Source organism: Micromonospora sp. Utrum1 (genome assembly GCF_057197805.1).
On sequence record NZ_CM170071.1, the window covers coordinates 5,939,094 to 5,953,185 of the forward strand.

At 73.5% G+C, this 14,092-nt stretch carries 16 protein-coding genes and 1 other RNA gene; 3 read left to right on the top strand and 14 right to left on the bottom strand.

Features of this window, described 5'->3' with window-relative positions:
* Positions 1–22: 22 nt before the first annotated feature.
* The 4 genes from AC0OLQ_RS27785 to AC0OLQ_RS27800 all read right to left on the bottom strand — a co-directional run bounded on the left by AC0OLQ_RS27785 (position 23) and on the right by AC0OLQ_RS27800 (position 2,134).
* Positions 23–997, bottom strand: coding sequence for a hypothetical protein (locus tag AC0OLQ_RS27785; RefSeq protein WP_484528703.1), 975 nt, complete (start codon positions 995–997; stop codon positions 23–25).
* Positions 991–1,323, bottom strand: coding sequence for a PadR family transcriptional regulator (locus AC0OLQ_RS27790; RefSeq protein WP_484528704.1), 333 nt, complete (start codon positions 1,321–1,323; stop codon positions 991–993). Before AC0OLQ_RS27790 ends, AC0OLQ_RS27785 begins: the two co-directional genes overlap by 7 nt.
* 74 nt (positions 1,324–1,397) lie before the next feature.
* Positions 1,398–1,625: a hypothetical protein gene (locus AC0OLQ_RS27795; protein ID WP_484528705.1), complete on the bottom strand. Its 228-nt coding sequence runs from the start codon at positions 1,623–1,625 to the stop codon at positions 1,398–1,400.
* Positions 1,626–1,648: 23 nt separating this feature from the next.
* Entirely contained in the window at positions 1,649–2,134 is a 486-nt protein-coding gene (locus AC0OLQ_RS27800; protein ID WP_484528706.1) for an FBP domain-containing protein, read from the bottom strand.
* 60 nt (positions 2,135–2,194) lie between these two features.
* On the opposite strand from AC0OLQ_RS27800, the gene AC0OLQ_RS27805 reads away from it, so the two are divergent.
* Positions 2,195–2,764 (top strand): TetR/AcrR family transcriptional regulator, encoded by a 570-nt coding sequence (locus AC0OLQ_RS27805; RefSeq protein ID WP_357335730.1) that lies wholly within the window; start codon positions 2,195–2,197, stop codon positions 2,762–2,764.
* 6 nt (positions 2,765–2,770) lie between these two features.
* On the opposite strand, the gene AC0OLQ_RS27810 is transcribed toward AC0OLQ_RS27805, so the two are convergent.
* Together AC0OLQ_RS27810 and rnpB are read right to left on the bottom strand one after the other, a co-directional pair.
* Positions 2,771–3,985, bottom strand: coding sequence for a PP2C family protein-serine/threonine phosphatase (locus AC0OLQ_RS27810; RefSeq protein ID WP_484528707.1), 1,215 nt, complete (start codon positions 3,983–3,985; stop codon positions 2,771–2,773).
* Positions 3,986–4,085: 100 nt separating this feature from the next.
* Positions 4,086–4,496: RNase P RNA component class A (rnpB, locus tag AC0OLQ_RS27815), an RNA gene on the bottom strand.
* Between the two features lie 122 nt (positions 4,497–4,618).
* Between rnpB and AC0OLQ_RS27820 the strand changes: the two genes are divergently transcribed.
* On the top strand, positions 4,619–5,380 hold the full coding sequence (locus AC0OLQ_RS27820) for a sulfite exporter TauE/SafE family protein (protein WP_357335735.1): 762 nt from the start codon (positions 4,619–4,621) through the stop codon (positions 5,378–5,380).
* A gap of 60 nt (positions 5,381–5,440) precedes the next feature.
* On the opposite strand, the gene AC0OLQ_RS27825 is transcribed toward AC0OLQ_RS27820, so the two are convergent.
* Positions 5,441–6,673, bottom strand: a complete 1,233-nt coding sequence (locus tag AC0OLQ_RS27825) for an MFS transporter (RefSeq protein WP_484528708.1) — start codon at positions 6,671–6,673, stop codon at positions 5,441–5,443.
* Between the two features lie 58 nt (positions 6,674–6,731).
* Here AC0OLQ_RS27825 and AC0OLQ_RS27830 point away from each other — a divergent pair, with 58 nt between their 5' ends.
* Positions 6,732–7,211 (top strand): MarR family winged helix-turn-helix transcriptional regulator, encoded by a 480-nt coding sequence (locus AC0OLQ_RS27830; RefSeq protein WP_484528709.1) that lies wholly within the window; start codon positions 6,732–6,734, stop codon positions 7,209–7,211.
* A gap of 52 nt (positions 7,212–7,263) precedes the next feature.
* Here the strand turns inward: AC0OLQ_RS27830 and mctP are convergent, their stop codons facing one another.
* The 7 genes from mctP to AC0OLQ_RS27865 all read right to left on the bottom strand — a co-directional run bounded on the left by mctP (position 7,264) and on the right by AC0OLQ_RS27865 (position 14,043).
* Positions 7,264–8,919 carry a monocarboxylate uptake permease MctP gene (gene mctP, locus AC0OLQ_RS27835; RefSeq protein WP_484528710.1) on the bottom strand — a complete coding sequence of 552 codons (1,656 nt, stop codon included), beginning with the start codon at positions 8,917–8,919 and terminating at the stop codon, positions 7,264–7,266.
* A complete protein-coding gene (locus AC0OLQ_RS27840; RefSeq protein ID WP_357335746.1) occupies positions 8,919–9,161 on the bottom strand; it encodes a DUF3311 domain-containing protein in 243 nt (80 codons plus the stop codon). The genes mctP and AC0OLQ_RS27840 overlap by 1 nt, the downstream gene beginning before the upstream one ends.
* Before the next feature lie 138 nt (positions 9,162–9,299).
* Complete coding sequence (locus AC0OLQ_RS27845; RefSeq protein ID WP_484528711.1) at positions 9,300–10,520, bottom strand: bifunctional RNase H/acid phosphatase; 1,221 nt, start codon at positions 10,518–10,520, stop codon at positions 9,300–9,302.
* A 5-nt stretch (positions 10,521–10,525) separates the two neighbouring features.
* Positions 10,526–11,263 (bottom strand): zinc ribbon domain-containing protein, encoded by a 738-nt coding sequence (locus AC0OLQ_RS27850; protein WP_357335751.1) that lies wholly within the window; start codon positions 11,261–11,263, stop codon positions 10,526–10,528.
* Positions 11,260–12,090, bottom strand: coding sequence for a Nif3-like dinuclear metal center hexameric protein (locus AC0OLQ_RS27855; RefSeq protein ID WP_357335927.1), 831 nt, complete (start codon positions 12,088–12,090; stop codon positions 11,260–11,262). Before AC0OLQ_RS27855 ends, AC0OLQ_RS27850 begins: the two co-directional genes overlap by 4 nt.
* Positions 12,091–12,218: 128 nt before the next feature.
* Positions 12,219–12,800, bottom strand: a complete 582-nt coding sequence (locus AC0OLQ_RS27860) for a flavoprotein (RefSeq protein ID WP_484528712.1) — start codon at positions 12,798–12,800, stop codon at positions 12,219–12,221.
* A gap of 16 nt (positions 12,801–12,816) precedes the next feature.
* A complete protein-coding gene (locus AC0OLQ_RS27865) occupies positions 12,817–14,043 on the bottom strand; it encodes a helix-turn-helix domain-containing protein (protein ID WP_484528713.1) in 1,227 nt (408 codons plus the stop codon).
* Positions 14,044–14,092: the final 49 nt, after the last annotated feature.

Below are 14,092 nucleotides of genomic sequence, written 5' to 3' on the forward strand. Positions count from 1 at the left end.
ACCGTTCCCGCAGGACGGCGGGTCAGGCGGGCGACGGGACGGGTTCCGGCACGGGCTCGGCGGCCGGCGCCGGCCGGGCCGCCGCGACGGCGTAGGCCACCGCGTACGGGGTGCAGGCCAGGTAGAAGACGGGCTCGACGAGCACCCGGTCGGTGATGAGGAACCGTTCCCAGGCGGTGGGCCGGGGTAGCCCGAGGGACGAGTCGGTCCAGCAGGTGAGCAGCCAGAGCGGGGCGGAGATCCGGTCCACGGTGTCCGGGGGCAGGCCGTCGCCGACCGGCCCGACGGGGGTCGCCGGGATGGCGGAGACCACCGCCAGGACGACCGCGGCGTCGGCCGCGACCAGCGCGCCGAGCAGTCCGACGGCCCAGGCCAGCCGGGTCCGGCCCCGGCGGGCCAGGAGCCCCGCGCCCCAGAGGGTCGGCACCAGCAGGGCGAGCCAGAGCAGCAGCCCGGGAACGGTGCCCGGCAGGCCCCGCTCGCCCCGGCCGGCGAGCGCGGCGAGCACCACCGTGACGGTCAGCCCGATCGGCAGCACGACGCCGAGCGCGGCGGCCAACGGTCCGGTGCGTACGGTCCGCCGCGCGGCCCGGGTGACGAGGAGGGCGAGCAGCGCGGCCATCCCGGCGGTGAGCCCGGACCAGATCGGTAACTGCACCGCGGTCGCCCAGTCGAGGCGGACGTCGAGCGCCCCGAACGCCACCCGTAGCACTGCGGCGGCGAGCACGACGACCGCGACGCAGGCCGGCGGGGCGAGCAGCAGCAACCCGGCGGTACGCCGCAGCCGCCGGTGCAGCACGGCCCGGTCGACCATCGGTCCGCCGGCCCTGCTGGTGGCCAGGCTGGCGGCGAAGCGCAGCATCCGCCACCGCTTCCCGCGCCCGGCCAGGACGTGCAGCTCGGCGTCCCACTCCCGGAGCAGGTCGTCGCGCAGCTCCGCGGGCCAGCGCCGCGCCGCCGCGCGCAGCAGCGCCCCGGCCAGCCGCCGGGTCACCACGCCGGGGCTCCCGTCGGCTCGGTCCCGCCCCGGGACGTTCCGCCCTCCGGGGCGAGGGCGCGCAGCTCGGCCAGCGCCAGCCGGGCGGCGCGCACCCCGTCACCGCTGAGCCGGTAGTAGCGGCGGGCGGGCCGGCCGGCGGTGACCGGGTCGACCTCCTCCCAGTCGGCGGCGAGCCAACCGGCCGCCTGGAGCCGGTGCAGGACCGGATAGAGGGTGCCGCTGGGCAGGCCGGTGAGCTTCATCAGGTCGAGCCCGTAGCGCGGGGCCTCGGGGTCGGCGAGGAGCGCGGAGAGCACCTTCGCCACCGGGATCGTCAGCCGCATGGCCCTACTGTATCGGAAATCTACATAGGGGTGCGCCAGCGTCCGAGCCGGTGCTGTCCGTCGAGAGTCCAGGGTCAGCGGTCGAGGCCGAGCTGCTGCTCGATCCGCTCAGCCGGGCGGCTGTCACTTGTCTCCAGTAGCCGGTGCTTGGCCATCAGCTGAGCACAGGGCCCGGCCAGGGCCGCGCCGAGCAGGGCGGCGACGGTCCGGGCCGAACGGGTGCTGTCGGGCCCGAGGGCGATGGTGAGCAGGAACGCCTGCGCCGACCCGGTCGGACGGTGGGCTCGACGCCATGCGGCCATCGTCCGGCCGTCCGCACGGTGGCCTAGCCGACGACCTGATGGAGGAAGGCGCCGAGGTTCGCGGTGGTCCGGTCGATCTTCTCGCCCAGCGTGATGGACTCGTCGAGGCGCCGTCCGGCGCTCTTCCTGCCCCGCAGGTAGAGCGAACAGGCGAGGTCGGTGCAGAGGTAGGTGCCGACCGAGTTGCCCGCCCGCCCGTCCCGCCCGGCCTTGCGGGCGGTCATCAGCGAGACGCCGTCCCCGGTGTGCGTGGTCAGGCAGAGCGAGCACATGCTGCGCCGGACCCGCCCGGTCTGCGGCGCCACCCGCAGCGCCACCCCGAGCAGCCCGGTGCCGGACTCGGCGACCAGGTAGGCCCGCTCCGCCGCGGCGGGGTCGCGCCAGCCGAGGAAGTCGAGGTCCGCCCAGGGCCGCTCGGCCAGATCCCGGGGCAGGGCCAGGCGCTTCGCCTCGCCCTTGGTGCAATTGACGAAGGAGGCCCGGATGGCAGCCTCAGTCAGGGGTGTCATAGGCACTAGTCTAGAGCCCCTAGATAAAGAACTAGAGCGACTAGATGTGGGGTGGGGCACATGGCCCGTGCGGGGCTGACGGTCGAACGCCTGACCCTGGCGGCGGCCGAGATGGCCGACGAGGTCGGCTTCGAGAACGTGACCGTCACGGCGCTCGCCCGCCGCTTCGGGGTGAAGGACGCGAGCCTCTACTTCCACCTGAGGAACGCCCAGGAGCTGCGGGTCCGGGTGGCGATGCTGGCCCTGGCGGAGATGGCCGACCGGGCCGCCGACGCGCTCGCCGGCCGGGCCGGCAAGGACGCGCTGGTAGCCTTCGCCAACGCCTACCGGGACTACGCCACCCGGCATCCCGGCCGGTACGCCGCGGCGCAACTGCAACTGGACCGGGAGACGGCGGAGGCGAGCGCGGCGCGGCGGCACGCGGAGATGACCCGGGCGATCCTGCGCGGCTACCGGCTCGCCGAGCCCGACCAGACGGACGCGGTACGCCTGCTGCACAGCACCTTCCACGGCTACGTGTCGCTCGAGCGGGCGGGCGGCTTCCGCCACACCCCGCGTACGACGGACGCCACCTGGTCGCGCACCCTCGACGCGCTGGACGCGCTGCTGCGGAACTGGCCGCCGGGGTGACGCGGGTCAGCGGGGCGGCCGGCGGATGGCCAGCAGGGCGATGTCGTCGGCCGGGTGCTCCGTGTCCAGAGCCGCCATGACGGTGGCGGCCACGGTGTCGACGGAAGCCAGCGGGACGGCCGCGGTCAGCCGGGCCACGCCCGCGTCGAACAGCTCCCCGCGACGCTCGACGAGGCCGTCGGTGTAGGCGACCAGGACCGAGCCGGGCGGGAAGTCCACCGTCGTGGTGCGCCGCGCCTGATCCCGGCGGCCGGCGCCGAGCGGCGGATCGATGTGCGCGCCGAGCACGGCGTTCGGCCGGCCGAGCGCGGCCATCACGGGGCGCGGATGGCCGGCCACGGAGATGCGCAGCGTCTCGCGGTCGGGGGAGATCATCACGTACAGCGCGGTGGTCAGGCTGCCCGCCTCGAAGTGGACCACCTTCCGGTCGAGCAGGGTGAGCGCCTCCGCCGGGTCGTCGCAGACCAGCGCGTAGGCGCGCAGCGCACTGCGGACCCGGCCCATCACGACCGCGGACTGGAGCCCGTGCCCGGCGACGTCGCCGACCACCACGCCCAGCCAGCCGGACGGCAGGGTGAAGACGTCGTACCAGTCGCCGCCGACGCCGGAGGCGTGGCCCGGCACGTACCGGCCGGCCAGCTCCAGGCCGGGCAGGCGGGGCAGTTCGGCGGGGATCAGGCTGCGTTGCAGGGCCAGGGCGGCGGACTGGTCCAGGGTGTTCGCCCGGGCCCGGCTGGCCAGGCTGAGCCGGTCGGCGACCAGCTCGAGCAGCTGGACGTCGTCGAGGGTGAACCGCCGGGGCCTCAGGGTGCCCACGTGCAGGACGCCGACGAGTTCGCCCCGGGCCATGATCGGCACGCCCAGGAGGGACTGCACCCCGGTCTGGATCAGCACCGGGTTGACCACGTTGTCGGACGTGACGGTCTGGATGATCACCGGCTGCCGGGTGAGCGCGACCTGGCCGGCGAACCCGCGGCCGACGGAGACCCGGAAACCCTGCCGGACCTCCTCCTCCAGCCCCCGGGCGGCCGTGGCCACGAGTTGCTGGGCGCGGACGTCGAGCAGGAGGATCGCCGCCGTGTCGACCTGGAGCAGCTCACGCACCCGGTCGAGCATCTCGTCGAAGAGGTCGGCCACGTCGAGTCGGGACAGCGTGGCGTCGGTTACCGCCTCGATGCGGCGCAACCGCTGCTCGTCCTGTACGACCTCCGCCCGAACCACTCCACGATCCTAGTTGTGTCCCGGCAAGTTGTGCTCCTGGCGACTCGTGGGGCCGGTGTCTCACGAGTTCAGCGGACCGGACATTTGCGCCGTAGGGCGACGGACGAGTCGACCTGTACGCCGGATTCTGTGACCGGCACGCCCCGAAAGGTGCGCCGGCGGCGGCCATCCATCTCGGCCTACCGTCGCCGGCAGGCTCCAGCGGCCTACCCGCAGACATCGGGCGGGCCGCCCTCAAGCGTCTGCGCGGGTCGTCATCTTGCGGTGACGGCCCTTTCTTGGCCTTGCTCCGGGTGGGGTTTACCGAGCCATCCCGGTCACCCGGGATGCTGGTGGGCTCTTACCCCACCGTTTCACCCTTACCGTCCCGTGTCGGGCCGGCGGTCTGTTTTCTGTGGCACTGTCCCGCGGGTCACCCCGGGTTGCCGTTAGCAACCACCCTGCCCTGTGGAGTCCGGACGTTCCTCGGCGACGGGCCGCAGCCCGTCGACGCGACCGCCCGGTCGACTCGTCCGTCGCGCCCTCATCCTAACGACGGCGCCGCCCCAGCCATTTCCACCCCGCGACCCGCGCCCCGGTCTGCGGTGAGGCCGGTCCTGCGCGGGCGTGGCGGTCGGGCTAGCCTGCGGGATCATGGACCTCTCCGACGCCGCGCTGCTGGTGGCCGCCGGGCTCGCCGCGGGCACGGTGAACGCGGTGGCCGGGGGTGGCTCCCTGATCACCTTCCCGGCCCTGATCGCGACCGGTTTGCTCCCGGTCCCCGCCAACGTCACCAACTCGGTGTCGGTCTTCCCCGGCTACGTGGCGAGCGTGGCGGGCAGCCGGACCGACCTGCCCCGCGGGCGGGTGCTCTGGCCGCTGCTGCCCACCGCCGTGGCGGGCACCGTGGTCGGCTGCGTGCTGCTGCTGGCCACCCCGGCGCGCGCGTTCGAACTGGTGGTGCCGTTCCTGGTGCTGGGCGCGACGGCCGTGCTGGCCTTCCAGGATCCGCTGCGCCGGCTGGTCGGCCATCCGGCCGACCTGAGCCCGCGCCGCCGTACCGTCACCGTGCAGGCCATGGTCGCGCTCGGCACCGTGTACGGCGGCTACTTCGGCGCGGCGCTCGGAGTGATGCTGGTGGCCGGCCTGGCCCTGGTACTGGACACCACGCTGGCCCGGGTGTCGGCCATCAAGAACCTGCTCTCGGCCATGGTGGGGCTGACCACGCTCGTGGTGTTCGCGCTCTTCGGTCCGGTCGACTGGGCCGCGGTCGCGGTGGTCGCGCCGGCCACCCTGGTCGGCGGGTACGCGGGCGCCCGGCTGGTCCGCCGGCTCCCACCGGTGGTGCTGCGGGCCCTCATCGTGGTCTTCGGCACGGTGATCGGCCTCTACCTGCTCTACCGCGCCCTGGGCTGACCGCCCCGGACACCGGACCGCCCCGACGGGACATCGGGGCGGTCCGACCGGAACGGCAGCTCAGTACGCCTCGCCGACCGGCTCCTCCGGGGCGTGCTCGTTGCGCCGGGCGGCGGAGTTCCACCGGGACCAGAGCACCCGCTCGCCGTAGCCGGCGGCCATCACGTGCGCGAAGGCGAGGTAGACCAGCACGCCGACCGCGAGCACCCCGAAGCCGACCCAGAACGGCAGGGCCAGCCCGCGCTCGGCGAGCTTGCCGGCGATGATCGGGGCCGGCGCGGCGGCGCCCCAGCGGACCAGGTTGAACGCGCCGGTGGCGACCCGGCGGTCGCTGGAGCCGAGGCCGAGGGCGAGGTCGGTGAGGTTGGCGTTGGCCAGGCCCATGAACAGGCCGGCGAGGACCAGCACCACCAGCGACATGGCGGTGCCGGTGGAGGTGGCGAATCCGACCATGCAGACCAGCAGGCCGGCGATGGCGACGCCGACGGTCTGCACGGCGCCGATCCGGTGCGCCAGCCGGTGGCCGATCAACAGGATGCCGGCGGCCAGGCCGAGGCCCCAGCCGGTGAAGGCCAGGCCCAGCGGGATGATATCGAGGCGCAGGTAGAGCGGCGTGTAGCCGAGCACCACGAAGAAGACGAAGTTGTAGGCGGCGGTGACCACGCAGAGGATGACGAACGCCGGCTTGCGGTAGGTGGAGAAGATCGCACCGAGGCGTACCGGGGGCTGCTTGTGGGCCGGTTCCCGGAGCTTGCGCGACGCGACGGCCAGCGCCAGCACCATGAACACACCGCAGACGAAGAAGGGCAGTCGCCAGCTCACCTCGCCGAGCAGGCCACCGATCAGCGGGCCGACGGCGAAGCCGAGACCGAGCGCGGTCTCGAAGAGACCGACCACCCACTCCCGGTCGTTGGCGAGGTTGACCAGCACCACCATGGCGGTGGCGAAGAACATCGCGTTGCCCAGGCCCCAGACGCCACGCAGCGCGGAGAGCTGGACGATGTCGTTGCTGAACGACGCGAGGATGGCGGCCAGGCCGACCACCGAGACGCCGGTGATCAGCACCGGTTTGAAGCCGAACCGCCCGCTGGCCAGGGTCGCCGGGATCATGCCGAGCGCCATCACCGCGATGTAGGCGGTGAAGAGCAGCTCGACCTGCCAGGCGGTGACCCCGATGGCCTCGCCGATGGCGGGCAGGATCGGGTCCACCACGGCGATGCCGGCGATGGCGAGGAAGGCCACCAGGGTGGTGGCGTAGATGGCACTGCGGTTGGGTTCGGATCGCCGATCCACTCCGCGCCTCCAGACGTATAGCTGTATCTTACAGGTAAACCTGTTGTATCATACAGCTATGACGGACGACCACACGGCAGGAACCGGTCAGGACGAGGCCACCCTCGGTCGGATCGAGACCGAGGTCGCGATGCTCCTGCGGCTCGGCGAGGCGACCCGCCGGGCCACCGGCACGGCCGAGCACCGGGTGCTGGACCGGGCGGCGTACGTGATCCTGCGGCACCTGGCCGGCGCCGGCCCGCAGAACGTCTCCGCGCTGGCCACGAAGCTGAACCTGGACGGCTCCACGGTCACCCGGCAGGTCTCGGCGATGCAGCGGGACGGGCTGATCGCGCGTGCCCCGGATCCGGCCGACGGGCGCGGCACGGTGATCTCCCCCACCCCGGCCGGCCTCCAGCGGATGGCCGCGGTGCGGGCGGCCCGCACCCGGCTCTACGGCGACATCCTGGCCGCCTGGTCCCCCGACGACCGGGAGAGCCTCGCGGACCTGCTGCACCGGCTCAACGAGGCCCTCGAATCGCGCACCCGCCGCCGCTGAGCACATGGCGAGGCCCCGGCCGCCAACCGTGGCGACCGGGGCCTCGGACAGCTCAGGCGACCGGCTCGGGAGCGGCGTCCGCGTCCCGCTCCGCCCCGGGGGTGACCCGCGGGTCGCCCTCGTCGGCGAAGTAGTCGTCCGGGGTGGTGCTGTCCACCCCGTCGGCCACCTTCGCGGCCCGCAGCACCAGGGTGAGCAGCGCGGCCACCACCAGGTTGACCAGCACCGCCACGATGCCCACGTAGATCGTCTTCTGGGTGTCGAAGCCGAACTCGGAGAGCGGGAAGGCCGAACCGGCGAAGTGCTTCTTCCCGGTCGTCGGGTTCCCGATCTGGTAGAGCATCCACATGCCGAGCCCCATGCCGGCCACCCAGCCGGCGATCAGCGCGCCCCGGTGGAACCAGCGGGTGTAGAGGCCCAGCGCCACCGCCGGCAGCGTCTGGAGGATGATCACGCCGCCGATGAGCTGGAGGTCGATGGAGAACTGCGGGTCTAGGAAGACGATGCAGGCCACCGCCCCGACCTTCACCACCAACGAGGTGATCTTCGAGACGTTCGCCTCCTGCGCCGGGCTGGCGTCCCGCTTCAGGTACTCCTTGTAGATGTTGCGGGTGAACAGGTTCGCCGCCGCGATTGACATGATCGCCGCCGGCACCAGCGCGCCGATGCCGATGGCCGCGTACGCCACGCCCGCGAACCAGTCCGGGAACTGGCTGTCGAAGAGCAGCGGCACCACCGTGTTGCCGTCCACGCTGCCGGCCTTGGCGCCGGGCAGCGGCTTCACGTTCGCCGCGATGGCCATGTAGCCGAGCAGCGCGATCAGCCCGAGCAGCAGGCTGTACGCCGGCAGCGCGGACATGTTCCGCTTGATCACGTCGCGGTTCCGGCTGGCCAGCACGCCGGTGATGCTGTGCGGGTAGAGGAACAGCGCCAGCGCCGAGCCGAACGCCAGGGTGACGTACTGAAGTTGGTTGTTGGCGTTGAGCAGGATGCCGTCCCCGGGGGCGGGTGACGCCTTGAACTTGGCGTCGGCCGCGTCGAAGATGTCGCCCCAGCCGCCCAGCTTGTAGGGCAGGTAGATGACCGCCACCAGGATCACGATGTAGATCAGCGAGTCCTTGACGAAGGCGATCAGCGCCGGCGCGCGCAGCCCGGACTGGTAGGTGTAGGCCGCCAGGATGGCGAACGCGATGATGATCGGCAGGTGCCGGGCCAGCGCGCTGTCCCCGGTCACGCCCATCGTCTTGAGCACCGCCTCGATGCCGACCAGCTGCAGGGCGATGTACGGCATGGTCGCCACGATGCCGGTGATGGCGATCAGCAGCGCCAGGATCGGCGAGTCGAACCGGTTGCGGACGAAGTCCGCCGGGGTGACGAAGCCGTGCCGGTGCGAGACCGACCAGAGCCGGCAGAGCACCAGGAACACCAACGGGTAGATGACGATCGTGTACGGCACGGCGAAGAAGCCCGCCGCCCCGGCCCCGAAGATCAGCGCCGGCACCGCCACGAAGGTGTACGCGGTGTAGAGGTCACCGCCGACCAGGAACCAGGTGATCCAGCCGCCGAAGCTGCGCCCGCCCAGCCCCCACTCGTCCAGGTGCGCCATGTCGCGCGGCGCCCGCCACCGGGCCGCCACGAAACCCATGGCGCTGACCAGCAGGAAGAGGAGGCTGAAGACGATGATCTCGGTCAGGTGGTCGCGCCACATCAGCGATCACCCCGCCTCTTGGTCATCTGGTACACGAGCGTGGTGGTGGCCACGCCGAGGATGATCCAGGCCAGTTGCAGCCAGTAGAAACGCGGGAAACCGAACAGCCGGGGCGAGTCGGCGTTGAAGAAGGCCGGGATCAGCGGCACCACGATCGGTATGAAGAGCAACCAGTTCCAGGGGCTGTGGTCCTTCGCCCTGGATCGCGCCGTTGTCGGCGCCTCCGGTTCTGGTGCTGCCATGTGACACACCTCCGGGAAGTCGTAACTTGCCATGTGACGGCCGGAGGCTACGACCCTGTGAGCGCGGTCACGTTCTACCGGAGGACGCCGATGCGCCGAGCGGCCGCCGGCGTGCGCCGAACGGCGACGTCCAAAGGTTCAGAGGTCGGCGAGGTGGGCGGTGTCGTTGACCGAGCGGACCGCGACGCCGCCGTCCGGGTAGAGGTCGAGCACCGAGACCCCCGCGGTGTCCAGGTAGAGGCGGTGCAGGAACGCGTCGCCGGCCGCGAGGGCGTCGCGCAGCACCAGCTTGATCGGCGAGACGTGGGAGACCACCACGACCGTCTCTCCCGGGTACGCCTTCCGGAGCCGGTCGACCGCCCGGCCGGTCCGCTCGGCGACCGCGGCGAACGACTCGCCCTCGGGCGGGGCGACCCTCGTGGAGGCGAGCCAGGCGTCCAGTTCCCCGGCCCAGCCGTCGCGCACCTCGGCGAAGGTGCACCCCTCCCAGACCCCGAAGTCACACTCGATCAGGTCGTCGTCGGGGCGTACCGGTGGGTTGCCGACCAGCGCGGCGATCGCCTCGGCGGTGGCCGTGCACCGGGACAGCGGGGAGCTGACCACGGCCGCGACCGACGGCGCGAGGGCGGCCACCCGGGCGGCGGTGGCGCGGGCCTGGGCCCGGCCCCGGTCGGTCAGCGGCACGTCACCGCGGCCCGAGTAGCGCTTCTGCACGGTCCGCTCGGTCTCGCCGTGCCGGACCAGGATCAGCCGGGTGGCCTCCTCGGTCGGGCGCGGCTCCCAGGAGGCCGGCGTGGTGGCCGGGTCCGTGCCGGTGGCCCGGCCGGTGGCGGCGCGGGCGGCCACCTCGCGGGCCGCGGCCCGGGCGGCCGAGTCGGGGGCGGCCACCTCGCGCGGCGGCTCGACGATCCGCGGCGACTCCACGACGGGCCGGGTCGGAGCCAGGCCGGCCGCCGCGTCCATCGCCGCGTTCGCCAGCGCGTCGGCGTGCTTGTTGCGCTCCCGGGGCACCCAACTGAACCGCACGCTGGCGAACCGGCCGACAAGCCCGGCGGCCTGCGCGGCGAGCGGCCGCAGCCCGGGGTTCTTGATCTGCCAGCGGCCGCACATCTGCTCGACCACCAGCTTGGAGTCCATCCGGGCCTCGACCTCGGCCGCGCCCAGCTCGGCGGCGGCCTCCAGCCCGGCGATCAGGCCCCGGTACTCGGCCACGTTGTTGGTGGCCGTGCCGATCGCCTCGGCGCGCTCGGCCAGCACCTCGCCGGTCGCAGGGTCGCGGACCACCGCGCCGTAGCCGGCAGGCCCCGGGTTGCCGCGGGACCCGCCGTCGGCCTCCACCACCACCGCGCGCACCGCCACGACGGCTACAGCCCCGACTCGTTGGTCCGGACCATGATCCGCCGGCACTCCTCGCAGCGGACCACCTCGTCCGGGTCGGCCTTGCGGATCCGCGCCAGGTCGGCGCCGGAGAGTTCCAGCCGGCAGCCCCCGCAGCGGGCGCCGGTGAGCAGCGCCGCGCCGAGCCCGGTGTCCGTGCGGATCCGGTCGTAGAGGGCGACCAGGTCGGCCGGGAGGTCGCCGGCGAGCGGCTGGCGCGCGCTCCGCTTGAACTCCTCCTCCTTGGCGATCTCGCCGAGGCTCTCGTCGCGGCGCTGCTCGGCCGCGACGCGCCGGTCGCGCGCCTCGGCGATCCGCCGCTCGACGCCGTCCAGCACGCCCTGCGCGGTCTCCCGCTGCTCCATCATCTCCAGCTCGGCGTCCTCCAGGTCGTTCTGCCGGCGGTTCAGCGAGGCCAACTCGTGCTGGAGCGCCTCCAGCTCACGGGCCGGGCCGCTGCCCGCGGCCAGCCGGTCCTCGTCCTTGCTCTTGCGGGCCCGGACCTGGTCGACGTCCTTCTCCAGCCGGGCGATGTCCCGGTCCAGGTCGTCCACGGCCACCTGGGCGCGGACCCGCTCGTCCTCCAGCGCGGAGAGCTCGCGCGCCAAGGCCTCCAGCTCGGCCAGCTCGGGCAGCGTCCGGCGGCGGTGGGCGAGCTGGGCGAGCGCGGTGTCGATCGCCTGCAGGTCGAGCAGGCGGCGCTGCACCTTGGGGTCAGCCTTCACGGTCGGGGCTCCTTGTCGTCCGGTCGGGGTGCGGCGGCGTGCACGGTCCACGGGTCGGTGTCCAGGTCGGACACGACGGTCTCGAGGCCCAGCTCGTCCCGGAGGTGGGCGGCCAGGTCGTCCAGCCAGGGGCGCTCGGTCGCCCAGTGGGCGGCGTCCAGCAGGGCCGGCCCGCCGGCGGCGAGGTGCTCGCCGGCGGGGTGGTGGCGCAGGTCGGCGGTGAGGAACGCGTCCACCCCGGCCGCGGTCGCCTCGGCGAGGAAGCTGTCCCCCGAGCCGCCGCTGACGGCGAGGGTACGAACCATACGCCCGGGATCCCCGGCGGCGCGAACTCCCCAGGCGGTGACGGGGAGCACGGCGGCGGCCTGCCGGGTCAGCTCGGCCAGGGTCAGCGGGGCGGGCAGCTCCCCGATCCGGCCGATGCCCCGGCCGGGCCCGGCGGCGGGCGAGCCGGGGGGCGGGGGGTGCAGCGGGCGCAGCCCGGTCAGCCCGAACCGGGCGGCCAGGGCGTCGGACACCCCGGGGTCGGCCACGTCGGCGTTGGTGTGCGCCACGTACAGCGCCACGTCCGCCTTGATCAGCCGGTGCACGATCCGCCCCTTGTACGTGGTGGCGGCCACCGAGGAGACCCCGCGCAGCAGCAGCGGGTGGTGCGCGACGATCATGTCGGCCCCGGCGGCGAGCGCCTCCGCCACCGTCTCCGGGACCACGTCGACCACGCAGGCGACCCGCCGGACCGGGGTGGCCGGCTCGCCGAGCACCAGGCCGACCCGGTCCCACTCCTCGGCCCAGGCGGGCGGGTAGCGGCGGTCCAGCGCGGCCACCACGTCGGCGACCGTGGGCGGCGATCCGGTTGTGCTCACGGCCGGCCAGCTTACCGGCGTCGGGGCCCCGTGCGGGCCGGCTGGCCCGGACCGGGCCGGCGGGCGGATCCCGCCGGCCGGTGCGGAGCCGGTCAGCCGACCGGGGCGACCGGGCGTGGCGCGCCGCGCAGCGCGGCCAGGCCGGCTCCCCACGGAAAGGCGTCCAGGTGCCGCTCGCCGGTGCCGGGCGGGTGTAGCGGCACGACGTGGTCGCCGAAGACCACCCGGACCCCCCACTCACGCAACCGGACCAGGCTGGCCCGGAACGCCGGGTGCGCGGCCATCGCCACGTTCGTGTACGGCACGGCGGCGATCGGCACGCCCATCCCCTGCCCCTCGACCAGCAGCCCGAGGGCGAGCGTGTCGGCGATGCCGACCGCCCACTTGTTGACGGTGTTCACCGTCGCGGGGCAGACCAGCATGGCGTCCGCCGGGGGCAGCACGTCCGGGTCGCCCGGGTTCTTGTAGTAGGTACGGACCGGGTGGCCGCTCTGCCGGGCCAACGCCGTCCGGTCGACGAACTTCGCCCCGTCCGGCGTGGTGACCACGCAGACCTGCCAGCCGTCCTGCTGGGCGAGGTCGACCAGCCGGCCGACGTGACGGGCCAGCGGCGAACCGCAGGCGATGACGTAGAGCACCCGACGGTGCCCGTTGCTGGTGTGCGGACCGGTCATCCGACCGGCGCCGTGCTCATACTCCGACTCCCATGTGCTCAGCCAACTCCGCGATCGGCGAAGGCGGCGCACCCCGTGTGCGACGGAGCACGTCCGACATCACCTCGTGGGCGATGGGCCGGCAACGGATCTCGGAGGGCGCGAGCCGGTCGCCGCGGAGGAGCATGTCTCCCGCGTTCGCGACGTCGCCGATCTGGGCGAAGCCGCGGGCGATGTCCAGCAGGTGGTGCGCGCGCCGCTCGGGCAGCAGCGCGTTGAACGCGGGCTCGGCGAGGCGGTGGTGGGTCTCCACCGCCCGGCCGCCGTCGCCCAGCTCGACGGCCGCGGCCGCCCGGTGCAGCTCCAGGTTGGTCGGGCCGAACGAGGTCCAGTAGTGGTTGTGGTCCCCGCCGAGCAGGGTGGCCGCCTCGGCGGCCCCGGTGAGCAGGTCGTCCACGGTCGCCGAGTCGCCGATCCGGGCGGCGGCCATCGCGCCCTGGAGCAGCAGCATGCCGTAGACGGAGAGGCGTTCCGGCCGGACGTCGTTCTCGCCACCGGGGGCGAGCCGGTTGGCGATCCGCACGTTGAGTTCGAGCGCCGGGCGGGGGCGGCCCATCGCGACGAGGGCGTTGCAGACCCGGGTGGTGGCGATGCCGGCGAGCAGGGGGTCGTCGGCCCGCTGGGCGACCGCCATCGAGCGGTCGGCGGCCAGCCAGGACAGGTCGCACTCGCCGAGCTTGCGCAGCACCGAGGACGCGATCTGGTAGACCTGCCCGAGCAGGTGGGCGGCCTCCCGGGCCTGGTCGCCGCGGTAGCCGGCGTCGGCGGCCTGGGCGTCGCGCAGCAGCTTGGGCAGGGCACGGGTGAGCATGCCGTAGCGGCCGTACTGGTAGGTGAGCCAGGCGTGGTTGACCGCCTTGCGCATGTCGGCCAGCGGCGGGGGGTAGGGCGCCGCGTCGAAGTACGCGCTCATCGAGTCGTAGCGCTCCAGCGCGGCCCGGATCTCCTCGACCTCGACCTGGTCGATGCAGTTGAGGGCGTCGCTGCGCCGCTCCGGGTCCTTGCCGAGGAGCAGTTGCACGTCGACCTGGAGGATGTCGGCGATCTCGTAGAGGACGGAGAACTTGTCCAGCCGCCGGACGCCGCGCTCCACCTTGTCCACCCAGCTCTTGGACTTGCCAAGCCGGTCGGCGAAGACCTGTTGGGACATCTTGCGCCGGCTCCGCCAGTACGCCACCCGCCGGCCTATGGGTAGCTCATCCATCTCCCCATCCCTCCCCCTGCCCGCGTCCGGCCGATCCCCCCGATCGACC